The organism is Alkalicoccus luteus, assembly GCF_012034335.1.
GTDB lineage: Bacteria > Bacillota > Bacilli > Bacillales > Salisediminibacteriaceae > Alkalicoccus > Alkalicoccus luteus_A.
This window is the reverse complement of record NZ_JAATHJ010000001.1, coordinates 29,565-51,921: the sequence shown is the minus strand read 5'-3', so window position 1 is coordinate 51,921 and position 22,357 is coordinate 29,565. Positions and strand designations below refer to the sequence as shown.

Here is a 22,357-nt window from a genome sequence, read left to right as displayed (position 1 = left end):
CGGCCGGAACCTTCCTTCTGAGATGCTATTCGTAACTCACGATCCTTATTCGCAGCGGATTCCGCCGCTGTGCGTAGAGATCGCTGCTTTGTGCGTAGCGTTACCCGCGTTATGCGTAAGGAGTGCCCGCTTCTGCGCAGGCGCAGTCCTTTTATGAGGAAGTGAATGCTCGATACGAGGAGGCGACGTCCTTTACGAGGAAGGTTTCCCCGTTTACGAGGTGCTTCCTCCGCTTTACGAGCAGCTTTCCCCCGTTTACGAGGTGCTTCCTCCGCTTTACGAGCAGCCTTCCCCTTTTTACGAGGTACTCCCAGCTTTATCCGGAGAACGGCTTCCGCCTCAATCGGGGAACGTAGCCGCCCGGCACGGGGTTTCTCCTCCTGCAGCCGGCCGTTATCAACAAAAAAAGGGCGTCGCGCAATAACTGTTTCCAGCATTGGCTGTCCGCCCCTTTCGCTTCCTTATACGAGCTCGATGATTGCCATTTCCGCACCGTCTCCGCGGCGTGGTCCAAGCTTCATCACGCGAGTGTAGCCACCCTGGCGTTCGTCGTAGCGCTTTGCGATGTCATCGAAAAGCTTCTGGACTGCGTCCTGACCAGTTTCTTCGTTCGCTGTTTCCTTGCGGACGAATGCAGCAGCCTGACGGCGTGCATGCAGGTCTCCACGCTTACCGAGCGTGATCATCTTCTCGACAGTCGAACGGATTTCCTTTGCTTTCGCTTCTGTCGTTTCAATGCGCTCATTGATAATCAGATCTGTAGTGAGATCGCGGAGCAGGGCTTTACGCGCACTGCTGTCACGACCGAGCTTTCTGTATGCCATGAGTCATTTCCCTCCTTCGCTGAATCCATCCGGTCAAAGCCGGATGCAAAGTCGTCAGTCTTCTTTACGCAGGCCGAGGCTGAGTTCGTGCAGCTTTTCCTGGACTTCCTCAAGGGATTTACGTCCGAGGTTGCGCACTTTCATCATGTCCTCTTCGGACTTCTGCGTCAGTTCCTGAACTGTATTAATACCGGCACGCTTCAGGCAGTTGTATGATCGCACAGAAAGGTCGAGTTCCTCAATCGTCATCTCGAGTACTTTTTCCTTCTGATCTTCTTCTTTTTCGACCATGATCTCGGCGTTTTGCGCCTGATCGGTGAGGCCGACGAAGATGTTCAGATGTTCTGTCAGGATCTTTGCTCCGAGCGATACGGCTTCTTCCGGACGGATACTTCCATCTGTCCAAACGTCGAGCGTCAGCTTGTCATAGTTGGTTACCTGACCGACACGCGTGTTTTCCACCTGGTAGTTCGCACGCACGACCGGCGTGAAGATGGAGTCGATCGGAATAACACCGATCGGCAGGTCGCCGGTATTGTTGTCCTCAGCGAGAACATACCCGCGGCCGCGTGACGCTGATACTTTCATTTGGAACTGCGCGCCTTTGGAGAGCGTTGCGATGTGAAGCTCCGGATTCAGGATTTCAACGTCGCTGTCGTGCGTGAAGTCCGCAGCAGTGACAACTCCCTCTCCGTTTGCTTCGATCTCAATCGTCTTCTCCTCATCGGAGTAGATTTTAAGCGCGAGCTTTTTCAGATTCAGAATGATCGTGGTTACATCCTCCACGACACCTTCAATGGTTGAAAACTCGTGCAGCACGCTGTTAAACGAAACAGACGTGACCGCTGCTCCCGGCAGTGAGGAGAGCATGATGCGGCGCAGAGAGTTCCCAAGCGTTGTTCCGTATCCACGTTCCAGAGGTTCTACGACGAATTTTCCGTGCGTTTGATCGTCGCTTAATTCGACTGTTTCAATCTTCGGCTTTTCTATCTCGATCATTCAACAAACCCTCCTTCAAAACGTCGAAACCCCGGTTGTGAGTGACCACAACCGGAATCCCTCACTGGGCACACCTTGAACTGTTACGATTTTCATCCCGTTCAGGTGGAACGAGACATTGTGCTCGTTGCAATTATACGCGGCGACGTTTTGGTGGACGGCAGCCGTTGTGTGGAACAGGTGTTACGTCACGGATCATGCTCACTTCAAGACCAGTAGCCTGAAGGGAACGGATCGCTGCTTCACGTCCTGCACCCGGTCCTTTAACGGAAACTTCAACTTCCTTCATGCCGTGGTCCATTGCTGCTTTAGCTGCTGCTTCTGCTGCAGTCTGAGCTGCGAATGGAGTGGACTTACGGGAGCCTTTGAATCCAAGACCGCCTGCACTTGCCCAGGATACGGCATTTCCCTGAGGGTCTGTGATCGTTACAATCGTGTTGTTGAACGTGGAACGGATGTGTGCAATACCGGACTCTATATTTTTACGCTGACGGCGCTTTGCGCGAGTCGTTTTTGGTTTAGCCATAGTATTCCGTTACCTCCTTTACTTTTTCTTGTTCGCTACAGTGCGGCGTGCACCTTTACGGGAACGCGCATTGTTCTTCGTCTTCTGACCACGGACTGGCAGACCGCGACGGTGACGGATTCCACGGTAGGATCCGATTTCGATCAGACGCTTGATGTTGAGGGAAACTTCACGACGGAGGTCCCCTTCTACCTTCACGCTGTCGACAACGCTTCGGATTTTACCGAGCTCTTCTTCTGTAAGATCGCGGACGCGGGTATCAGGAGATACGCCGGCTTCCTCGAGAATTTCCGCAGCGCGGGACTTTCCGATTCCGTAGATATACGTCAGGGAAATGACTACTCGCTTGTCGCGGGGAATGTCAATACCTGCAACTCGTGCCATACATTACACCTCCTGTATTTATCCTTGCTTCTGCTTGTGTTTTGGATTCTCGCAAATTACCATGACGGTACGTTTGCGGCGAATAACTTTGCACTTTTCGCAAATTGGTTTGACGGATGGTCTTACCTTCATGTTCTTTACCTCCTTGATAGTCGGAGTACTGCGCGACTTTTGCCGGTGTTATTTATATCGATACGTGATTCGACCGCGAGTCAGATCATACGGAGATAATTCGACGGTGACCTTGTCTCCCGGAAGAATACGGATATAGTGCATACGAATTTTGCCGGATACATGTGCGAGCACCTTGTGCCCGTTATCCAGCTCGACACGGAACATCGCGTTTGGAAGCGGCTCTATGACCGTGCCTTCAACTTCAATAACATCTTCTTTGGCCATGAATTTACTCTCCTTCCTTCAGTAAATTATCGTTGATATGGGACGAAATTGCAAAACGCAGTTTCGCATTGGTGACACGACCTGTTTCTATTATACTGGTCCTCACTTCGGGGGCAACGATCTCCATGCGTTCTAAATGCTGCAGATTCTTGCGTTTCGGACGATCGACTTTGCGCTTGTCGCCGTCGGCGATGTGCACAAAACGCTCGTCAAGAACCTCTATGATGCACGCATATTGATCTCTATCCCTTCCATTCAGTATTCGCACAAGCTCACCGGCCTGTGGAACCGAGTCAGGATCTTTCATTCCTTGACCACCTTCATCCATCACTGGATTTTGTCAGTATTTCATATCCTGTTTCGACAATAGCAATCGTGTGTTCAAAATGGGCGCACCGGGAACCGTCACTCGTGACGACCGTCCAGTTATCAGACAGCGTCCGTACGTGCCGTTTCCCAGCATTGATCATCGGCTCCACGGCCAGCGCCATTCCTGTTTCCAGTCGAGGTCCCTTGCCGGGAGGCCCGAAGTGGGGAATGGCCGGATCTTCGTGAAGACTGCGTCCAATTCCGTGCCCGGTGTATTCTCTCACAACAGAAAATCCCTCTGCTTCTGCATATGACTGCACGGCATGGGAGATATCGGAGAGATGCTTCCCCGGCGCGGCAGCGCGCAGGCCTTCGTACAGCGAGGCTTCGGTCACGTCCAGAAGACGCTTCGACTCCGGGGAGATAGTGCCGACTGGATAAGTCCAGGCGGAGTCCCCGTGAAAGCCCTCGTACAAGGCGCCGATGTCAATGCTGATAATGTCACCATCCTGGAGCACCCGGGATCCGGGTATTCCATGCACCAACTCTTCGTTTACTGAAGTACAAATACTTCCCGTAAATCCATAGAGCCCTTTGAAGGATGGAACCGCATGTTGAGATCGGATATACCTGTCGGCGATCTGATCCAGCTCCTGCGTTGTGACTCCCGGCTGGATGTGTGCCTGAAGCTCCTGATGGGTGCGGGCGACAATGCCGCCTGCTTTCCGCATCAGGGCCAGTTCATCCGCAGACTTGCGGATGATCATGCACGCGACTCCTGCAGAAGCTTGTCCACATCTGCAAAGACGTCGCTGATATCCTGCTGGCCGTCAATATTACGAAGATAGCCTTTCTCTTCATAAAAGTCAACGAGTGGCTTTGTCTGCTCGAGATTGACTTCGAGACGCTTATCAACCGTTTCCGGCTTGTCGTCGTCCCGTTGAATCAGCTCGCTGCCGTCCTTGTCGCATTTGCCGGCTTCCTTCGGAGGATTGAATACCTCGTGGTAGGCCGTGCCGCAGTCAGGACAGATCCAGCGGCCTGTCAGACGCTTAAACAGATCGTCACGCGGTACTTTGATGTAAATTACGTGATCGAGCGTGCGCCCGAGATCCGTAGTCATCTCTTCCAGTGCCTGGGCCTGGGCCGGAGTCCGTGGAAAGCCGTCCAGGAGGAAGCCTTTCGCACAGTCGTCCTGACTCAGACGCTCACGGACGATGCCGATCGTGACCTCATCCGGGACGAGGGCGCCTTCATCCATAAACGCTTTCGCCTTCAGCCCCAGTTCCGTGCCGTTTTTAATGGCAGCGCGGAACATGTCGCCTGTCGAGATGTGTGGAACACCGTATTTTTCAACGATTTTTTCTGCCTGAGTCCCTTTTCCGGCTCCCGGAAGACCCATAAGGATTAAATTCATGCGTCGATTCCCTCCAGCGTTTTGATGCGGCCGGCCAAAATTCGGCCGTACCGGTGGAACATCTTCACTTTCAACTTGTTTCATCGTTTTAAGCAGCGGCATCTGCGACGATTCGTATTCCGTGGAAAGTTAAACGAGAGAATAAACACGTGCTGATCCTGCGTCCTTGTTTCCGGGACGGATTACGGGCTCCGGCAGTCCGGTCTGCCCGCCGAATCGTACGGCGCGCTGAACAGGTATTTCCATCTTCCAAAAGCCCTATTCTGTAAAGACCGCTGACAGTACCGGCTCAGCGGCACAGTAACGAGGTGCTTTTATATGGCATCTCCTGCGCCTTCGAATAGCGTTACATTCACAGGTAACTCCATTCGGAATCCCAGCAGCAATCCCAGCAACGAGGAGAATGATGATCCCTCTCTGGATCCGCCTGACCTGCTGCTAAAACAGCATATGCGGTTGTCAAAAGACGATCACATTCTGCCTGTCTCTTGTCACTTGTGCCAGCTTTCCTGCGACCTGTTCCTCCGCTGCCGTCTGAACGGCAAGGAAGGTCATTGACGCGCCCTATCCCGAAAGGTGCAGCCCGAAGGCGTCGATCTCCCCGCTCCTTGGCGGCAAATTGAACCTTCAGGGGCATGGGGCACCGATTTCGAAAGACGTGAGCGCTGCAGGTGAAGGCAAAAGCCCTCAGCCTGCCGGAAGATGCGTGAACGGGTGATTAAACGAGTTCAGCAGTTCCGCCGGCTGCTTCGATTGCATCTTTTGCAGATCCGGAGAATTTAGTTGCCTTAACAGTAAGCTTGCGCTCAAGGCTGCCGTTGCCAAGCACCTTGATGCCGTTCTTTTCATTTTTCACTACGCCTGTTTCCACAAGCAGAGCCGGTGTAACCTCTGTTCCGTCTTCGAAACGGTTCAGTGTTTCCAGGTTCACTACAGCGTACTCTGCGCGGTTAGGGTTTTTGAACCCTCGCTTAGGCAGACGGCGGAAGATTGGCATCTGTCCACCTTCGAAACCAGGGCGTACACCGCCTCCGGAACGAGCGTTTTGACCTTTGTGTCCGCGACCGGCTGTTTTACCGTTACCAGTTGCGATACCACGGCCTTTACGCTTGCGCTCTTTGCGGGACCCGACAGCAGGCTTAAGTTCGTGAAGTTGCATGATGACACCTCCTCAGGTTTTTTCGTGTCTTACGCTTCGATCTCGTTAACTTTAATGAGATGGGATACTTTGTTTACCATCCCGCGCATTGCAGCGTTGTCTTCTTGAACAACAGTGCTGTTGACTTTGCCAAGACCGAGAGTCTTCACAGTCACGCGCTGATCTTCAGGACGTCCGATCAGGCTGCGGGTGAGGGTAATTTCGAGTTTCTTTGCCATGTCAATCCCTCCTTAACCTAGCAACTCTTCAACAGATTTGCCGCGTAGTTTAGCAACCTCTTCAGGGCTCTTCAGGCTTTCCAGACCCTGCATTGTTGCACGTACCATGTTAATAGGGTTGTTGGAACCTAGTGACTTGGAAAGGATGTCACCTACACCTGCAAGTTCAAGTACCGCACGGACTGGTCCGCCGGCAATAACTCCAGTACCTTCAGAAGCTGGCTTCAGAAGGACAGAGCCTGCACCGAACTGGCCTGTGATCTGGTGAGGGATCGTTGTTCCCTGCATTGGCACCTGAATCAGGTTTTTCTTGCCTTCTTCAATTGCTTTACGGATCGCTTCCGGCACTTCAAGTGCTTTACCCATACCGAAACCGACATGTCCGTTCTTGTCGCCTACAACAACGAGTGCTGCGAAGCGAAAGCGGCGTCCGCCTTTCACTACCTTCGCGACACGGTTGACCGTGACAACTCTCTCTTCAATTTCCAGTTTGCTTGCATCGATACGCAATGTGTTTCCCTCCTTTATTCCGTTGATTAAAACTTGAGGCCGGCTTCACGCGCAGCGTCTGCAAGTTCTTTAACTCGACCGTGGTACAGGTAGCCGCCGCGGTCAAATACAACCGTTTCCTGGCCATTATCAATGGCACGCTTCGCTACAAGTTCTCCGACCTGGCGAGCAGCGTCTTTGTTTCCGCCGTTTTCAACGTTAAGTTCTGTATCTAAGCTGGAAGCACTCGCGACTGTGACGCCTGCAACGTCATCAATCAGCTGTGCATAGATGTGCTTATTAGAACGGAAAACATTCAAACGCGGACGTTCAGCTGTGCCTGTGATCGAACGACGAACGTGGGCGTGTCTTTTCTTACGTACCGCGTTCTTAGCAGTCTTCGTGATCATCGAACGTCAGTCCTTTCTTTCCGTTAATTCAGGGCTTACTTCCCTGTCTTACCTTCCTTACGGCGAACGTACTCGCCCTCGTAGCGGATTCCCTTGCCTTTGTAAGGCTCTGGAATACGTACGGCACGGATGTTGGAAGCAAGTGCGCCTACGCGCTCCTTGTCAATTCCTTTTACCGTTACCTGCGTGTTGGCAGGAACTTCAATTTCGAGACCGTCTTCCGGAACAAACTCTACCGGGTGGGACAGGCCTACGTTCAGAACCAGCTTGTTGCCGGTCTTCTGTGCACGGTAACCGACACCGACGAGCTCAAGCTTCTTCTCGTATCCTTTGGAAACACCTTCGATCATGTTGCTGATCAGGCTGCGCGTTGTACCGTGCAGGGAACGGTGCTCCTTGTGATCGGAAGGACGCTCGACTGTGATCGTGTTATCTTCGTGCTTGATTGTCATGGCTTCGTGCATTTCACGTGTCAGTTCCCCTTTAGGGCCTTTCACGGTTACAGTTGTGCCATCAAGCTTAAATTCAACTCCAGATGGAACTTCGATCGGTTTTAAACCAACTCGGGACATACGTGACACCTCCGTTCTATTACGTAGTGGATTACCAGACGTAGGCGATTACTTCGCCGCCGACTTTTTGCTGTCGTGCTTCTTTATCTGTGATAACGCCAGTAGATGACGAAATGATTGCAATACCGAGTCCACCGAGTACACGTGGTACTTCGTCAGACTTTGCATAAACGCGCAGGCCAGGCTTGCTGATTTTCTTAAGACCAGTGATAACCTTTTCGTTGTTAGCACCATACTTAAGGAAAATACGCAGCATACCCTGCTTGTTGTCCTCAACGGATTCGTAATCGCGGATGAAACCCTCGCGCTTGAGGATGTCTGCGATTTCTTTCTTCATGTTGGAAGCCGGGAGCTCCAGGCTTGTGTGACGCACCATGTTCGCGTTGCGGATGCGGGTTAGCATATCAGAAATAGGATCTGTCATGACCATCGTAGTTACCTCCTTCCTTTAAGCGGAATTACCAGCTAGCTTTTTTGACGCCCGGAATTTGACCTTTGTGTGCAAGTTCACGGAAGCAGATACGGCAGAGCTTGAATTTGCGCAATACACTGTGAGGGCGTCCACAGCGTTCGCAGCGGGAGTACTCTTGTACACCAAACTTTTTCGTACGCTTCTGTTTAGCGACCATCGATTTTTTCGCCAAGGTCTTCACTCCTCTCGTTTATAAGAGTTTTATTTTTGGAACGGCATACCGAACTGTGTGAGAAGCTCACGAGCTTCTTCGTCTGTGTTGGCAGTTGTTACAATGACAATATCCATTCCGCGGACCTTGTCTACATCATCATAGTTGATCTCTGGGAAGATCAGCTGCTCTTTCACGCCGAGCGTGTAGTTGCCTCTTCCGTCAAATGCTTTCTTCGATACCCCACGGAAGTCACGCACTCGTGGAAGAGATACAGAGACAAGCTTGTCGAGGAAGTCATACATACGCTCACCGCGCAGTGTAACTTTCGCACCGATTGGCATTCCTTCACGGACTTTAAAGCCTGCGATGGATTTCTTCGCCTTCGTTACAAGCGGCTTCTGACCAGTGATCGTTGCGAGCTCTTCCACTGCTTTGTCAAGCACCTTGGAGTTCTGTACAGCGTCACCGACACCCATGTTTACAACGATCTTTTCGAGCTTCGGTACTTCCATTACGGAAGAGTATTCAAACTTCTCCTTCAGAGAAGGTGTGATTTCCTGATTGAATCTTTCCTTCAAACGACTCATTGAATGAACCTCCTTTCAGCAGCCGGCTGCTTAGTTATCAAGCGCTTCGCCGGATTTTTTAGCAATACGTACTTTCTTGCCGTCTTCGACTTTGAAACCAACGCGTGTCGGCTCGTTCGTCTTCGGGTCAATTACCATGACGTTGGAAACGTGAATAGGCGCTTCCTGGTTAAGAATTCCGCCTTGTGGGTTCGTCTGGGATGGCTTAGCGTGTTTCTTTACCATGTTTACGCCTTCCACGAGAACGCGGTCTTTCTTCGGATAGGCTTCAAGGATTTTTCCTTCTTTGCCTTTATCCTTACCGGAGATGATTTTAACGTTATCTCCCTTTTTTACGTGCAGTTTCGCCTGGGACATGAGGGCACCTCCTCTTTACTCGGTTGTTTCCGATCTCTATACGTTCTTACAGTACTTCCGGCGCCAGAGAAACGATCTTCATGAACTTGTTTTCACGCAGTTCACGTGCAACCGGTCCAAAGATACGAGTTCCTCGTGGGCTCTTGTCGTCACGTACGATAACAGCTGCATTTTCGTCGAACTTGATATAAGATCCGTCCGGACGGCGCGCACCGCTGCGAGTGCGTACAATTACGGCACGAACTACTTCACCTTTCTTGACAACGCCACCAGGTGTTGCCTGCTTTACAGAGCAGACGATTACGTCACCGATGTTCGCAGTCTTACGGCCTGTACCACCGAGTACTTTAATGCACTGTACTTCACGGGCACCGGAGTTATCAGCTACTTTTAAACGGCTTTCCTGTTGAATCATAGATTCCTTTACCTCCCTTCGGATGCGAAGACGCTATTGCGTGCTTAGATGATTACGGCCTCTTCCACTACCTCAACAAGGCGGAAGCGCTTGTCTTTGGAAAGCGGGCGGGTTTCCATGATGCGGACGATGTCGTTCACCTTTGCAGTGTTGTTCTCATCGTGCGCTTTATATTTCTTCGTGTGCTTAACACGCTTTTTATACAGCGGGTGCATCTTGTAGGACTCGATGGAAACAGTGATTGTCTTATCCATCTTGTCAGATGTCACGCGGCCTACGTAAACTTTACGGTTGTTACGTTGTTCCACGGTAATTCCTCCTCTCGGGACTATTCCGCAATACCGAGTTCGCGCTCGCGTAGTACGGTCTTAGCTCGTGCGATTGACTTCTTCACTTCGCTGATGCGAGCCGGGTTATCCAGCTGACCAGTCGCAAGCTGAAAGCGAAGGTTGAAAAGCTCTTCTTTAAGAGAAGTGGCTTTCTGTTCAATTTCTGCAGTGGTTAGGTTGCGGATTTCATTAGCTTTCATTTGCGTCACCACCCACTTCTTCACGTTTAATTACTTTCGTACGGATCGGCAGCTTGTGGCTTGCAAGACGAAGTGCTTCGCGTGCAACCTCTTCTGATACACCGGCGATCTCGAACATTACCTTCCCTGGCTTTACGACTGCTACCCAGCCTTCAGGAGAACCTTTACCGGAACCCATTCGGACTTCTAGCGGCTTGGCAGTGTAAGGCTTGTCCGGGAAGATCTTAATCCATACCTTACCGCCACGCTTCATGTAACGCGTCATTGCGATACGCGCAGCTTCGATCTGACGGTTTGTGATCCAGGAAGCTTCAACTGCCTGAAGACCATACTCACCGAAAGATACTTCCGTTCCGCCTTTAGCTCGTCCGCGCATCTTACCACGGTGCTCGCGACGGAATTTAACACGTTTAGGCATTAGCATGATTAATTTCCTCCTTCCTCTGCGTTCGTTCCTTTAGTTGGAAGGACTTCACCCTTGTAGATCCAAGTTTTAATACCGAGCTTGCCGTACGTAGTATCTGCTTCTGCAGTACCATAGTCGATGTCAGCACGGAGTGTGTGAAGTGGAACAGTACCTTCGTTGTATGATTCTGATCGGGCGATATCGGCTCCGCCGAGACGTCCGGATACTTCTGTTTTGATACCTTTTGCGCCTGAACGCATTGTGCGCTGCATGGACTGCTTCATTGCGCGGCGGAAAGAAATACGGCTTTCCAGCTGGCGTGCAATGTTCTGAGAAACGAGTGTTGCATCCATATCAGGCTTCTTGATTTCATTAATGTTAATGTGAACACGCTTGCCAGTCATCTGGTTGAGTGTTCTGCGAAGTACTTCTACTTCAGAACCGCCTTTACCAATAACCATACCTGGCTTGGCAGTATAGATCGTAACGTTCACACGATTTGCCGCTCGTTCGATTTCAATCGTGGAAACGGACGCTTCGCTGAGACGCTGCTCGAGATAGTCGCGGATGCGGATATCTTCGTGAAGCAGATCAGCATAGTCTTTATCAGCATACCATTTGGACTCCCAGTCTTTGATGACGCCGACACGCAGTCCATGAGGATTTACTTTTTGACCCACACTTATCCCTCCTTCTTTTCTGTTAGCACTAATGTGATGTGGCTCGTACGCTTATTGATACGGCTTGCGCGTCCCTGTGCTCTTGGACGGAACCGCTTGAGTGTAACTCCTTCGTCTACGAATGCCTGAGCAACGACGAGGTTGTCCGGCTCCATTTCGTAGTTATGCTCCGCGTTCGCGATCGCTGAATTCAAAAGCTTCTCTACAATAGGGGATGCTTTTTTCGGCGTGTGGTTCAGAATGGAGATTGCTTCTCCAACTTCCTTGCCACGGATCAGGTCAACGACCAGACGAGCTTTGCGAGGAGCAACACGTACTTGTTTTGCTACTGCTTTGGCTTCCATGAGTCAGTACCTCCCCTCTTTATTAACGTCGTGTTTTCTTATCGTCAGAAGCGTGGCCCCTGTACGTACGCGTTGGCGCGAATTCGCCAAGCTTGTGGCCTACCATGTCTTCCTGAACGTAAACCGGCACGTGTTTCCGGCCATCGTATACAGCGATCGTGTGACCGATGAACTGTGGGAAAATTGTAGAACGGCGGGACCAGGTCTTGATTACCTTCTTGTTGCTGGAATCAGCCTGTGCTTCTACCTTCTTCATCAGATGATCATCTACAAATGGTCCCTTTTTCAAACTGCGACCCATAATGGTACCTCCCTTCGCGATTGCGCTACGGCTCTCCGTGAGAACCGTAGGACAACCCCGTTATTTTTTACGGCGACGACGCACGATATATTTGTTGGACTCTTTGTTCTTGTTTCGTGTCTTGTAACCAAGAGTCGGCTTGCCCCATGGAGACATTGGAGAAGGACGTCCGATTGGAGCGCGGCCTTCACCACCACCGTGTGGGTGATCGTTCGGGTTCATTACAGAACCACGTACAGTCGGGCGCTTGTTCATCCAGCGGGAACGGCCTGCTTTACCGATTGTAACAAGCTCGTGCTCAATGTTGCCGACCTGGCCGACAGTAGCACGGCAAGTTCCAAGGATGAGGCGTGTTTCACCGGAGCGCAGACGTACGAGAACGTACTTTTCTTCGCGTCCGAGAACCTGTGCTTCAGCTCCTGCAGAACGTACAAGCTGTCCACCTTTTCCTGGGCGGAGCTCGATGTTGTGGATGATCGTACCTACCGGAATGTCCTTCAGCTGAAGTGCATTTCCGACTTTGATATCGGCATCCTTACCGGACATGATTTCAGTTCCAACCTTGATGCCTTTTGGCGCAAGGATGTAGCGCTTCTCACCGTCAACATAGTTGATCAGTGCGATGTTCGCAGAACGGTTCGGATCGTATTCGATCGTAGCAACGCGGCCTGGAATTCCATCTTTGTCACGCTTAAAGTCGATGACACGGTATTGACGCTTATGACCGCCGCCCTGGTGGCGTACTGTCAGGCGTCCCTGGTTGTTGCGTCCGGCTTTTTTCGAAAGCGGAGCAAGCAGTGATTTTTCCGGCTTGTCGGTCGTGAGTTCTTCGTTCTGAAGAGTTGTCATGAAACGACGGCCGTTCGTAATCGGTTTATACTTTTTGATAGCCATGAGCTTTTCCCTCCTTCGTTAAGACGTTTTATTTACGCACCTTCAAAGAATTCGAGTTCTTTGCTGTCTGCAGAAAGTTGTACAATTGCTTTTTTGCGCTTGCGGGTATAGCCGCTGTGACGTCCGAAACGCTTGAACTTACCTTTGTAGTTCATCGTGTTGACAGACTCGACTTCCACGCCAAAGATCTCTTCAACCGCTGCGCGGATCTGAGGCTTTGTTGCTGATGGGGAAACTTCGAACGTGTACTTCTTGTGCTCCATCAGCTCAGCAGAGTTTTCTGTGATGATCGGGCGCTTAATAATATCGCGTGCGTTAGCCATTATGCAAGCACCTCCTCTACCTGTTTAACAGCATCCTGTGTAATAACGAGCTTCTCGTGCTTGAGAAGATCCAGTACGTTTACACCGGAAGCTTTTACAGAAGTTACTCCTGGAAGGTTACGGGCGGACAGTGCTACTGCTTCGTTTTCGTCCGCTGTTACGATCAGTGTCTTCGTGTTAGCAGAAAGACCTGCGAGTACAGCTTTCATTTCCTTCGTTTTTGGAGCTTCGAAGCTCAGCTCTTCAAGGACAAGAATGTTATTCTCGTTTACCTTTGAAGAAAGAGCGGATTTCAGTGCAAGACGACGCTGCTTCTTTGGAAGCTTGTATGCGTAGCTGCGTGGTGTTGGACCAAACGCTACACCGCCTCCTACCCAGATTGGGGAACGAGTAGAACCATGACGTGCACGGCCTGTTCCTTTCTGGCGCCAAGGCTTACGTCCACCGCCGCGTACTTCCGAGCGGTTTTTAGTAGAATGTGTTCCTTGACGAAGTGATGCTTGCTGCATGATTACAGCTTCATAAAGTACGTTTTCGTTCGGTTCAATACCGAATACGCCTTCTGCCAGCTCGATATCGCCGGCTTGTGAGCCATCCTGTTTGTACAGAGTTACTTTAGGCATCGGGGCTCCTCCTTTCTTATCCGAAATTAGTTAGCTTTTACAGCAGACTGAACAGTTACAAAGCTGCGCTTTGCGCCAGGTACGTTACCCTTAACGAGCAGTACGTTACGCTCTGCATCAACTTTTACAACTTCAAGGTTCTGAACGGTTACAGTGTCTCCGCCCATGCGTCCTGGAAGCAGTTTACCCGGACGTACGTGGTTCGGGTCAACAGGCCCCATGGAACCTGGCGAGCGGTGGTAGTGAGAACCGTGGGACATTGGCCCGCGGGACTGATTGTGTCGCTTGATCGCACCCTGGAAACCTTTTCCTTTAGATTTCCCAGTGACGTCTACGATATCTCCCTCAGCAAATACATCTACCTTGACTTCCTGACCAACCTCAAGTTCAGCTGTGTCAGCGTCGCGGATTTCCTTCACGAAGCGCTTAGGCGTTGTGTCTGCTTTAGCAGCGTGTCCTTTTCTCGGCTTGTTCTGGTTGTTTTCCTTCTGGTCAAAAGCACCAAGCTGAATCGCTTCGTAGCCGTCGCCTTCTGCTGACTTCTTCTGAAGCACAACGTTTGGCTCCGCCTGGATTACAGTGACAGGCACTGCTTCACCGGCTTCTGTAAAAACTTGCGTCATGCCGAGCTTTTTTCCTAAGATTCCTTTGGTCATCCGTCACACCTCCTGTTATTAATTAAATATTTTTATATAAACAAATTAAAGCTTGATTTCAATGTCCACACCAGACGGCAGGTCAAGACGCATCAGCGCATCAACTGTCTGTGGTGTCGGCTCAAGAATGTCGATAAGACGCTTGTGCGTGCGCATTTCGAACTGCTCACGGGAATCCTTGTACTTGTGCACCGCACGAAGGACTGTGTATACAGAACGTTCTGTCGGAAGCGGGATAGGACCGCCTACTCCGGCACCTGAACGCTTGGCAGTCTCAACAATCTTCTCAGCAGAAGCGTCAAGTACGCGGTGATCATACGCCTTTAAACGAATACGAATCTTTTGCTTTGCCATTTTTTTACCTCCTTTTTTCGCCCATTTTTGGAAATAGACTTGCTCCTCGGAAATTTTCCGCCAGCCGATCCATGGCAACGGGATCGGGTGTGTCGGTAACCTCCCGAATCAAAGCCTTTCTGTGACCAACATTGTATAGTATACAGGAAACGCGCTGTATACGCAATGCTTTTTACGCTTATTTCTACAGCCACACTTTGTGTAGTATACAGCCTCGAAACGCTGATTTCAAGGGGTATTTGATGTAATTTCACAAATTACGAAGGGCGGAATTTTCTGATAGTTATTAAGAGCGGAATAAAGGCGTTTTTGTGTAGTTTAACCAAACCTCGGACAGATCCTTCCCAGAGGACGGCTATTTTATAGAAGAAACTCGTCAAGAACGGTAGTGAAGCTGAATCAAAGCCGGAGCCAGCAGGTGAACTGGATGCAGCTCGGCGGGATCCTCATGGAACTGCAGAATGTCACCTCGCGTACCGGCAAATAAGTGCAGCGCCTCGGCCGGGATGCCGTCATGGCGAACGTCGATCAGCACGACCCCTGCCCCATTTTTCACCTTGAACTGCGTGCCGCTGAACCCGCCGTCGCTCTCGCCGATCGGCTCACCCTCTGCATTGTAGAACGTGGTGTAGCGTCGCGTTACGTTCCAGACGTTCATTTTATAGGAGCCAAGCTTCGTCCCGTGCTGGTCGTAAAGATACGTGTACTGACGCAAACCGCGCTTCTTTTCAAGCCGGTACATGACGCCCTGCTGGTTTTCAACGAGGATTCTTTTTTGTAAATAGGGACGCAGGCCAAGCAGGTGAAGCGCAGCTGTCGTTATTTTCTTAAATCCATCTGCCTGCTCCCGGACGATCGCCGCCCCTTCTCCGTCCATCGTGATGTAGTGCATGTTCTGGAGCCAGTGCACGGCGGGGACGAGCATAATTCGTCTCTCCTGATCGAGTGCGGGTGGCACCTCTGGAACAGTGGTGAGAATTTGTGCTGCTCGCCGCTTCTTTACAGCAGCAGCGATGAAGTGTCCCTGTCCTGCTAAGGCAAGCGTGATGAACAGAACGAGCGGCTCGAGCTCGACCGGCCAGCCGCTCAGCGTCCAGTAGCCTGCCAGGGAAAGCGCCGCAATCATGCAGGCGGTTCCGATCTTTTGAAACGTGCGCGCCGTTCGCAGGTAATGTGCTTGTAAGTCAGGCATCGTATCTCTCCTTTTTGAGCTGAATTGTTTGAACAAACGCAAGTAGCTGTGACCATCGAAGGCTGATGCTCCGCCCGCCTGTCGATCGTGAGCAGACAAGCTTCTGTTCGTTTTGAGAAGCGTTAAGTTAGATTTGCAGCTTCTTGTGTCACTTTTTTCGTTATATCGGTCCGCTTGTGTTGCGCAAGTGACAATTGGGTCCGCGAAAGTTAATTATGGGACGAGCTGTGTTACTTTCCGTTCCCGTTACGTTCTTTTTGAAGCCCCGAGCTTTACTTTTTCATTCTAGTTTTCAACATGCCTGCCTGTTTTTATACGCTGCTAAGCTTCTTACATATAAATCCGCTGCCAAAATTGACAGCGGACAAGAATCTTATAAGGATTCAATAATTTCATTCATACGTTCAATGTTTTCAACCGCAAGTTCATAGTATTCAAAACCCGTTTCATATTGTTCAGCATTATTTGTTACTGCTCTATATAAAAGATGGCGCGTCTCGTATGACCATTCATGAATCAATTGATATTCTTCACTCTTATAATGTTGTTCCAATTCGTAGAGCTCACGATTAATATTTATAGAAGTATTTTGGATAGCGTCCCAACCGTAATGTATGATTTCAGTTGGCCGTCCTTCTTCTTCGATTTGCTCTGTTTCGAATGTCCCCATTGGTTCCGTTATATATTCACCGTAATAATCTGTGCCGCCGTTTAGGGGCAGGCCAAATTCACCGGATGGTGTGTTAAATGAGTCATAACTAATACTTGCGCGTTTCATCATTAAGCCTACCGCCTGACTTGCTTCAGGAATTTCAGGATCCCTTTGATGAAATTCCGGTGACGGCAAATGTCCGTGTGTGGCTACTTTCGTTTCCCGCTCAAATTCAAAACCGTTCTCATAAACGATCAGGTCACCCTCAATCGATTTCCCCTTTTCAGGAAGATTCAAATTTCGCAACGTTTCTTCGATAGATCGATACTTTTCTTCATCTAAATACGACTCCGGCGTGTCATATGTTCTATTTCTCAGTTCATCAAAATAAGATAACTGCCCCTCTTCACCTGCATTCTCTTCATCAGCCATAGCTTCGATATTATTCTGATCGTCTTCTAATTGTCCTTCGTTTAATTCTGCGTTTTCTCCTTCACCGCATGCAGTTAGGAAAGCCAGTGAAAGGAGAGCGGATGATTGTATGTATTTCTGCAAATTTGGACGCCCCTTTTTATTTGTAATTCGTTTCCAATGCTAACAAATAACCGTTTGATTTGTAAACTTGTATGAAATAGATCTGCTTTATTTGATGCAGGTTAGCGGGCCCCGAGAAAAGATGCGAACTCCGCCATTCTTTAACTTCTTGAATACTTAGCGGCATGATCATATAAGCGGAACCCTGCCTTCCAGCATAAACAGTAATCCACCACAAGAAATAGGTAAAGACCATTCTCGTAGAAATTATTTACAAATATAAATGGCAAACATTGTCTGACATTGGCAAAGGAATCCACAAAAAAACCGGGCAGGTAAGCCTGCCCGGCTGGAGATGCGGATCAAGATCCGCATTTAGTCATTCAATTACTCAGTGATTTCAGCAACGACGCCTGCGCCTACTGTACGTCCGCCTTCACGGATTGAGAATTTAGTACCTTCTTCAATCGCGATTGGGGAGATCAGTTCAACAGTCATCTCTACGTTGTCACCAGGCATAACCATCTCTACACCTTCTGGAAGGTGAGTAACACCAGTTACGTCCGTAGTACGGAAGTAGAACTGTGGACGGTAGTTAGTGAAGAATGGAGTGTGACGTCCACCTTCTTCTTTAGACAGAACGTAAACTTCTGCTTTGAACTTTGTGTGTGGAGTGATAGAACCTGGCTTAGCAAGTACTTGTCCACGGTTGATGTCGTCACGGGATACACCACGAAGCAGTGCACCAATGTTGTCACCAGCTTCAGCGTAGTCAAGAAGCTTACGGAACATTTCAACACCAGTTACAGTAGTCTTGGATGGAGCTTCAGCAAGACCGATGATCTCAACTTCGTCACCAACGTTAAGCTGTCCACGCTCAACACGGCCAGTTGCTACTGTACCACGGCCTGTGATAGAGAATACGTCCTCTACAGGCATCATGAATGGCTTATCCTTGTCGCGGTCAGGTGTTGGGATGTAGTCATCCACCTGCTGCATCAGTTCAAGGATTGCATTTTCGTGCTCTTCGTCACCTTCGAGAGCCTTAAGAGCAGAACCTTTAACGACTGGGATGTCGTCTCCTGGGAAGTCATACTCGGAAAGAAGCTCACGTACTTCCATTTCTACGAGCTCGAGAAGCTCTTCGTCGTCAACCTGGTCCGTTTTGTTCAGGAATACAACGATGGAAGGTACACCAACCTGACGGGAAAGCAGAATGTGCTCACGCGTCTGTGGCATTGGGCCGTCAGCAGCAGATACAACGAGGATTGCTCCGTCCATCTGTGCTGCACCAGTGATCATGTTCTTAACGTAGTCGGCGTGACCTGGGCAGTCAACGTGTGCGTAGTGACGAGAATCAGTCTCGTACTCTACGTGTGCAGTGGAGATAGTGATTCCACGCTCACGCTCTTCTGGTGCACCATCGATCTGGTCGTACGCCATTGCAGTACCCTTACCGGACTTCTTGTGAAGTACGTAAGTGATAGCAGCAGTCAGTGTTGTTTTACCGTGGTCAACGTGACCGATTGTACCAATGTTCGCATGCGTTTTGGAACGATCAAATTTTTCTTTAGCCATGATCGAAATCCTCCTTACATATAGTAGAGTTATTTTTATTTCTATTTGAAAAGGTGAAGAGCGCATCTGTCACCTTTTCTAGCTTACAACAAAACGAAAACAGTGACAACGACCGTACTTATCTACCGGAAGACTTTTTTACGATTTCCTCAGAGATGCTCTTTGGAACTTCTTCGTAGTGATCGAAGTGCATCGTATACTGTCCACGGCCTTGTGTGTTGGAACGCAGGGAAGTTGCATAACCGAACATTTCAGCAAGCGGCACCATCGCCTTAACGATCTGTGCGTTTCCGCGTGCTTCCATGCCTTCTACGCGTCCGCGGCGTGACGTAATGTCACCCATGATGTCACCCATGTACTCTTCCGGGATAACAACTTCGACGCGCATAACAGGCTCAAGCAGAACCGGGCTGCACTTGCCCTTAGCTTCCTTCAGTGCGAGGGAAGCTGCTACCTTAAACGCCATCTCGTTGGAGTCGACATCGTGGTAGGAACCGTCGTAAAGACGTGCTTTTACGTCAACAACCGGATATCCTGCAAGCATACCGTTTTCAAGGGATTCTCTTACGCCCTGTTCAACAGAACCGATATACTCACGTGGAACGACACCACCGACAACGTTGTCGATGAATTCAAATCCGCCGCCTTCGTCGTTTGGAGAGAACTCGATCCAAACGTGACCGAACTGACCGCGTCCACCGGACTGTCGGACGAACTTACCTTCACACTTTGCAGCCTGTCGGATTGTCTCACGGTAAGATACCTGAGGCGCACCAACATTTGCTTCCACTTTAAACTCACGCTTCATGCGGTCAACGATGATGTCGAGGTGAAGCTCACCCATACCACCGATGATCGTCTGACCCGTTTCGTCGTCTGTGTGCGTGCGGAAAGTAGGGTCTTCCTCTGCCAGCTTGGCGAGTGCCATACCCATCTTGTCCTGGTCTGCTTTAGAAGCAGGCTCAACGGAAAGGTGGATAACCGGCTCAGGGAATTCCATAGACTCAAGAATAACGAGATTCTTTTCGTCACAGAGTGTATCTCCTGTAGATGTGTCCTTCAGACCAACACCTGCTGCGATGTCCCCGGAGTAACAAGTCGGGATCTCTTCACGGTGGTTGGCGTGCATCTGAAGAATACGGCCCATACGCTCACGCTTGCCCTTTGTAGAGTTCACTACGTAGGAACCTGCGTTAACGGTACCGGAATAAACGCGGAAGAATGTCAGCTTACCAACGAACGGATCCGTGGCAACCTTGAAGGCGAGTGCCGCGAACGGCTGATCGTCGCCGGACTTGCGGACAACCTGCTCTTCTGTGTCCGGGATGTGACCTTCAATATCCTTAACGTCTGTCGGAGCCGGCAGGTAGTCAATAACAGCATCAAGAAGAAGCTGGACACCTTTGTTCTTAAATGCGGAACCGCAGAGTACCGGATAGAATTCTACGTTACATGTTGCTGTACGAATTGCTTTTTTGAGCGTTGGCGTGTCGATCTCTTCACCTTCGAGATAGAGCATCATGAGATCTTCGTCAAGGTCGGATACGGCCTCAACAAGCTTCTCACGATATTCATCAGCCTGTGCTTTGTACTCTTCCGGAATTTCGCGTGCTTCTGTGCGCGTGCCCTGGTCATCCAGGTAGTAGAACGCCTCCATTTCGACGAGGTCGATGATTCCTTCGAAGTCATCTTCCGCACCGATTGGCAGCTGAACTGCTGCAGCGTTTGCACCTAGACGATCTTTAAGCGTTCCGAGAGAGTAGATGAAGTCTGCACCAAGCTTATCCATCTTGTTGACGAAAACAATACGAGGTACGCCATACGTTGTAGCTTGACGCCAAACCGTTTCAGTCTGTGGTTCAACTCCGGACTGGGCGTCAAGTACGGCTACTGCACCGTCGAGTACACGCAGGGAACGTTCAACTTCTACTGTGAAGTCTACGTGACCTGGCGTATCGATGATGTTAATGCGGTGGCCTTCCCACTGGGCTGTTGTTGCAGCAGAGGTGATCGTGATTCCACGCTCCTGCTCCTGCTCCATCCAGTCCATCTGAGAACCGCCGTCATGCGTTTCACCGATTTTATGGATACGTCCTGTGTAGAAAAGAATACGCTCGGTTGCGGTCGTTTTACCGGCATCAATGTGAGCCATGATCCCGATATTACGAGTCTTTTCCAAGGAGAACTCTCGTGCCATGTGTCTTTTCTCCTTCCTGTGAATCGGAATTTGATTGACTGCCGCAAAGGCGAAGAACACTCCGCCTCTGCTGCAGGTTTATCATGACAGTGGATCCTACCAGCGGTAGTGAGCGAATGCTTTGTTCGCTTCTGCCATTTTGTGTGTTTCCTCACGCTTCTTCACGGCTGCGCCAGTGTTGTTAGCTGCGTCGAGGATTTCGTTAGCAAGACGCTCTTCCATCGTCTTCTCACCGCGGAGGCGCGCGTAGTTCACGAGCCAGCGGAGACCAAGCGTGGTGCGGCGGTCAGGCTTTACTTCGATCGGCACCTGATAGTTGGCACCACCGACACGGCGTGCTTTTACTTCAAGTACTGGCATGATGTTCTTCAGCGCTTCTTCGAATACTTCCTGTGGATCCTTGCCGGATCGTTCGCGGACGAGGTCGAAAGCTGCATAAAGAGACTTCTGTGCGACACCCTTCTTACCGTCGATCATGATGCGGTTGATCAGGCGTGTCACAAGCTTAGATTTATAGATAGGATCTGCTAATACATCTCGGCGAGGTACTGGTCCTTTACGAGGCATTAAAGGTCCCTCCTTTCAATATGATTCGGCTGCTTACGTGCAGCGACTTATTTCTTAGGACGCTTTGTTCCGTACTTGGAACGGCCCTGCATACGACCGTCAACTGCTGCAGTGTCAAGTGCACCGCGCACGATGTGGTAACGCACACCAGGAAGGTCCTTTACTCGTCCACCGCGGATAAGCACAACGCTGTGCTCCTGCAGGTTGTGTCCGATACCAGGGATGTAGGCGTTCACCTCAATCTGGTTTGTCAGACGTACACGTGCGTACTTACGAAGGGCCGAGTTCGGCTTCTTCGGAGTCATAGTACCAACACGCGTGCAGACACCGCGCTTCTGTGGAGAAGCTTCGTCTGTCTGGCGCTTCTTGTAGCTGTTATAACCTTTGTTAAGTGCAGGAGAGTCAGACTTCTTCCCTTTAGACTGGCGTCCCTGACGTACTAGCTGGTTAATTGTAGGCATGATGTTTCCTCCCTTCTGATCTCAAAATGCAAGCCCACTGGTCCAGGTGGTTCACAAATGGGTAAAAGGAAAGTTTTCGCTGCACCTATAAGAATACAGCCAAAACTTTTTTCATTTTTTAATTGCTACGATCGCTGCGTTGACATCAATTCCGCACGCTCTGCCGAGTTTCTTCATCGAATCGGCATAAGAGATAGGAACGTTTAATTCCCGTGCTGTTTCGAGTGCTTTTGCAAGCACTTCCTGATCGGCGTCTTCTGCAACGACGAGCTCCCTAACCTGTTCACTTTCCAGTGCTTTTAAAGTTTGTTTCGTGCCGACCACTTTCTCAGCTGCCTGTGCTACTTTTTCATAAGACATCGTCATCCTCCAAAG

37 protein-coding genes are annotated in these 22,357 nt (G+C 50.2%); all 37 read right to left on the bottom strand.

Translation table 11 applies throughout. The features are described 5' to 3' along the window. Positions 1-461: 461 nt before the first annotated feature. Entirely contained in the window at positions 462-824 is a 363-nt protein-coding gene (gene rplQ, locus HCN83_RS00330) for a 50S ribosomal protein L17 (protein ID WP_168004320.1), read from the bottom strand. A gap of 54 nt (positions 825-878) precedes the next feature. Further along, positions 879-1,823, bottom strand: coding sequence for a DNA-directed RNA polymerase subunit alpha (locus tag HCN83_RS00325; RefSeq protein ID WP_168004319.1), 945 nt, complete (start codon positions 1,821-1,823; stop codon positions 879-881). 133 nt (positions 1,824-1,956) lie between these two features. Next, entirely contained in the window at positions 1,957-2,349 is a 393-nt protein-coding gene (gene rpsK, locus HCN83_RS00320; RefSeq protein ID WP_168004318.1) for a 30S ribosomal protein S11, read from the bottom strand. An 18-nt stretch (positions 2,350-2,367) separates the two neighbouring features. Beyond that, positions 2,368-2,733, bottom strand: a complete 366-nt coding sequence (gene rpsM / locus HCN83_RS00315; RefSeq protein WP_168004317.1) for a 30S ribosomal protein S13 — start codon at positions 2,731-2,733, stop codon at positions 2,368-2,370. Positions 2,734-2,751: 18 nt separating this feature from the next. Beyond that, positions 2,752-2,865 carry a 50S ribosomal protein L36 gene (rpmJ, locus tag HCN83_RS00310; RefSeq protein WP_090842670.1) on the bottom strand — a complete coding sequence of 38 codons (114 nt, stop codon included), beginning with the start codon at positions 2,863-2,865 and terminating at the stop codon, positions 2,752-2,754. A gap of 48 nt (positions 2,866-2,913) precedes the next feature. After that, entirely contained in the window at positions 2,914-3,132 is a 219-nt protein-coding gene (gene infA, locus HCN83_RS00305) for a translation initiation factor IF-1 (protein ID WP_090842671.1), read from the bottom strand. A gap of 4 nt (positions 3,133-3,136) precedes the next feature. Beyond that, positions 3,137-3,439 (bottom strand): KOW domain-containing RNA-binding protein, encoded by a 303-nt coding sequence (locus HCN83_RS00300; protein ID WP_168004538.1) that lies wholly within the window; start codon positions 3,437-3,439, stop codon positions 3,137-3,139. Between the two features lie 13 nt (positions 3,440-3,452). Then, complete coding sequence (gene map / locus HCN83_RS00295) at positions 3,453-4,208, bottom strand: type I methionyl aminopeptidase (RefSeq protein ID WP_168004316.1); 756 nt, start codon at positions 4,206-4,208, stop codon at positions 3,453-3,455. Then, entirely contained in the window at positions 4,205-4,858 is a 654-nt protein-coding gene (locus HCN83_RS00290; protein WP_168004537.1) for an adenylate kinase, read from the bottom strand. Before HCN83_RS00290 ends, map begins: the two co-directional genes overlap by 4 nt. 718 nt (positions 4,859-5,576) lie before the next feature. Further along, positions 5,577-6,017, bottom strand: a complete 441-nt coding sequence (rplO, locus tag HCN83_RS00285; RefSeq protein WP_168004315.1) for a 50S ribosomal protein L15 — start codon at positions 6,015-6,017, stop codon at positions 5,577-5,579. Positions 6,018-6,046: 29 nt separating this feature from the next. Next, positions 6,047-6,235, bottom strand: coding sequence for a 50S ribosomal protein L30 (rpmD, locus tag HCN83_RS00280; protein ID WP_168004314.1), 189 nt, complete (start codon positions 6,233-6,235; stop codon positions 6,047-6,049). Between the two features lie 12 nt (positions 6,236-6,247). Continuing rightward, positions 6,248-6,745 carry a 30S ribosomal protein S5 gene (gene rpsE / locus HCN83_RS00275; protein WP_168004313.1) on the bottom strand — a complete coding sequence of 166 codons (498 nt, stop codon included), beginning with the start codon at positions 6,743-6,745 and terminating at the stop codon, positions 6,248-6,250. 26 nt (positions 6,746-6,771) lie between these two features. Further along, a complete protein-coding gene (gene rplR, locus HCN83_RS00270) occupies positions 6,772-7,134 on the bottom strand; it encodes a 50S ribosomal protein L18 (protein WP_168004312.1) in 363 nt (120 codons plus the stop codon). A 35-nt stretch (positions 7,135-7,169) separates the two neighbouring features. Next, positions 7,170-7,706 (bottom strand): 50S ribosomal protein L6, encoded by a 537-nt coding sequence (gene rplF, locus HCN83_RS00265; protein WP_168004311.1) that lies wholly within the window; start codon positions 7,704-7,706, stop codon positions 7,170-7,172. A gap of 31 nt (positions 7,707-7,737) precedes the next feature. Then, positions 7,738-8,136: a 30S ribosomal protein S8 gene (rpsH, locus tag HCN83_RS00260; protein ID WP_168004310.1), complete on the bottom strand. Its 399-nt coding sequence runs from the start codon at positions 8,134-8,136 to the stop codon at positions 7,738-7,740. Positions 8,137-8,164: 28 nt separating this feature from the next. Beyond that, entirely contained in the window at positions 8,165-8,350 is a 186-nt protein-coding gene (locus HCN83_RS00255) for a type Z 30S ribosomal protein S14 (RefSeq protein ID WP_168004309.1), read from the bottom strand. A gap of 29 nt (positions 8,351-8,379) precedes the next feature. Then, entirely contained in the window at positions 8,380-8,919 is a 540-nt protein-coding gene (rplE, locus tag HCN83_RS00250; protein ID WP_168004308.1) for a 50S ribosomal protein L5, read from the bottom strand. Positions 8,920-8,949: 30 nt separating this feature from the next. Further along, positions 8,950-9,261, bottom strand: a complete 312-nt coding sequence (gene rplX, locus HCN83_RS00245; protein WP_168004536.1) for a 50S ribosomal protein L24 — start codon at positions 9,259-9,261, stop codon at positions 8,950-8,952. A 61-nt stretch (positions 9,262-9,322) separates the two neighbouring features. Beyond that, a complete protein-coding gene (gene rplN, locus HCN83_RS00240; RefSeq protein ID WP_168004307.1) occupies positions 9,323-9,691 on the bottom strand; it encodes a 50S ribosomal protein L14 in 369 nt (122 codons plus the stop codon). A 44-nt stretch (positions 9,692-9,735) separates the two neighbouring features. Then, on the bottom strand, positions 9,736-9,999 hold the full coding sequence (gene rpsQ, locus HCN83_RS00235; RefSeq protein ID WP_168004306.1) for a 30S ribosomal protein S17: 264 nt from the start codon (positions 9,997-9,999) through the stop codon (positions 9,736-9,738). A gap of 20 nt (positions 10,000-10,019) precedes the next feature. Beyond that, positions 10,020-10,220 carry a 50S ribosomal protein L29 gene (gene rpmC / locus HCN83_RS00230; RefSeq protein WP_168004305.1) on the bottom strand — a complete coding sequence of 67 codons (201 nt, stop codon included), beginning with the start codon at positions 10,218-10,220 and terminating at the stop codon, positions 10,020-10,022. Beyond that, on the bottom strand, positions 10,210-10,644 hold the full coding sequence (gene rplP, locus HCN83_RS00225) for a 50S ribosomal protein L16 (RefSeq protein WP_168004304.1): 435 nt from the start codon (positions 10,642-10,644) through the stop codon (positions 10,210-10,212). Before rplP ends, rpmC begins: the two co-directional genes overlap by 11 nt. 2 nt (positions 10,645-10,646) lie before the next feature. Beyond that, positions 10,647-11,306 (bottom strand): 30S ribosomal protein S3, encoded by a 660-nt coding sequence (rpsC, locus tag HCN83_RS00220; RefSeq protein WP_168004303.1) that lies wholly within the window; start codon positions 11,304-11,306, stop codon positions 10,647-10,649. A 2-nt stretch (positions 11,307-11,308) separates the two neighbouring features. After that, positions 11,309-11,650 carry a 50S ribosomal protein L22 gene (gene rplV / locus HCN83_RS00215; RefSeq protein WP_168004302.1) on the bottom strand — a complete coding sequence of 114 codons (342 nt, stop codon included), beginning with the start codon at positions 11,648-11,650 and terminating at the stop codon, positions 11,309-11,311. Between the two features lie 22 nt (positions 11,651-11,672). Further along, positions 11,673-11,951, bottom strand: coding sequence for a 30S ribosomal protein S19 (gene rpsS / locus HCN83_RS00210; RefSeq protein ID WP_168004301.1), 279 nt, complete (start codon positions 11,949-11,951; stop codon positions 11,673-11,675). 60 nt (positions 11,952-12,011) lie between these two features. Next, positions 12,012-12,845 (bottom strand): 50S ribosomal protein L2, encoded by an 834-nt coding sequence (gene rplB, locus HCN83_RS00205; RefSeq protein WP_168004300.1) that lies wholly within the window; start codon positions 12,843-12,845, stop codon positions 12,012-12,014. Positions 12,846-12,877: 32 nt separating this feature from the next. After that, positions 12,878-13,168, bottom strand: coding sequence for a 50S ribosomal protein L23 (gene rplW / locus HCN83_RS00200; RefSeq protein WP_168004299.1), 291 nt, complete (start codon positions 13,166-13,168; stop codon positions 12,878-12,880). Continuing rightward, a complete protein-coding gene (rplD, locus tag HCN83_RS00195; protein WP_168004298.1) occupies positions 13,168-13,791 on the bottom strand; it encodes a 50S ribosomal protein L4 in 624 nt (207 codons plus the stop codon). Before rplD ends, rplW begins: the two co-directional genes overlap by 1 nt. Positions 13,792-13,817: 26 nt before the next feature. Further along, positions 13,818-14,447 (bottom strand): 50S ribosomal protein L3, encoded by a 630-nt coding sequence (gene rplC, locus HCN83_RS00190; protein WP_168004297.1) that lies wholly within the window; start codon positions 14,445-14,447, stop codon positions 13,818-13,820. A 45-nt stretch (positions 14,448-14,492) separates the two neighbouring features. After that, positions 14,493-14,801 carry a 30S ribosomal protein S10 gene (rpsJ, locus tag HCN83_RS00185; RefSeq protein WP_168004296.1) on the bottom strand — a complete coding sequence of 103 codons (309 nt, stop codon included), beginning with the start codon at positions 14,799-14,801 and terminating at the stop codon, positions 14,493-14,495. Between the two features lie 376 nt (positions 14,802-15,177). Next, positions 15,178-15,993 carry a hypothetical protein gene (locus HCN83_RS00180; protein ID WP_168004295.1) on the bottom strand — a complete coding sequence of 272 codons (816 nt, stop codon included), beginning with the start codon at positions 15,991-15,993 and terminating at the stop codon, positions 15,178-15,180. Positions 15,994-16,366: 373 nt separating this feature from the next. Then, the gene (locus HCN83_RS00175; RefSeq protein ID WP_168004294.1) at positions 16,367-17,200 is read right to left on the bottom strand and encodes a hypothetical protein; all 834 of its coding nucleotides are present in this window, start codon (positions 17,198-17,200) and stop codon (positions 16,367-16,369) included. Between the two features lie 366 nt (positions 17,201-17,566). Continuing rightward, the gene (tuf, locus tag HCN83_RS00170; protein ID WP_168004293.1) at positions 17,567-18,757 is read right to left on the bottom strand and encodes an elongation factor Tu; all 1,191 of its coding nucleotides are present in this window, start codon (positions 18,755-18,757) and stop codon (positions 17,567-17,569) included. A gap of 118 nt (positions 18,758-18,875) precedes the next feature. Further along, complete coding sequence (fusA, locus tag HCN83_RS00165; RefSeq protein WP_168004292.1) at positions 18,876-20,954, bottom strand: elongation factor G; 2,079 nt, start codon at positions 20,952-20,954, stop codon at positions 18,876-18,878. A 96-nt stretch (positions 20,955-21,050) separates the two neighbouring features. Continuing rightward, positions 21,051-21,521, bottom strand: a complete 471-nt coding sequence (rpsG, locus tag HCN83_RS00160) for a 30S ribosomal protein S7 (protein ID WP_168004291.1) — start codon at positions 21,519-21,521, stop codon at positions 21,051-21,053. 47 nt (positions 21,522-21,568) lie between these two features. Next, positions 21,569-21,982 (bottom strand): 30S ribosomal protein S12, encoded by a 414-nt coding sequence (gene rpsL, locus HCN83_RS00155; protein WP_168004290.1) that lies wholly within the window; start codon positions 21,980-21,982, stop codon positions 21,569-21,571. A 111-nt stretch (positions 21,983-22,093) separates the two neighbouring features. Then, positions 22,094-22,342: a 50S ribosomal protein L7ae-like protein gene (locus HCN83_RS00150; RefSeq protein ID WP_168004289.1), complete on the bottom strand. Its 249-nt coding sequence runs from the start codon at positions 22,340-22,342 to the stop codon at positions 22,094-22,096. Positions 22,343-22,357 lie beyond the last annotated feature (15 nt).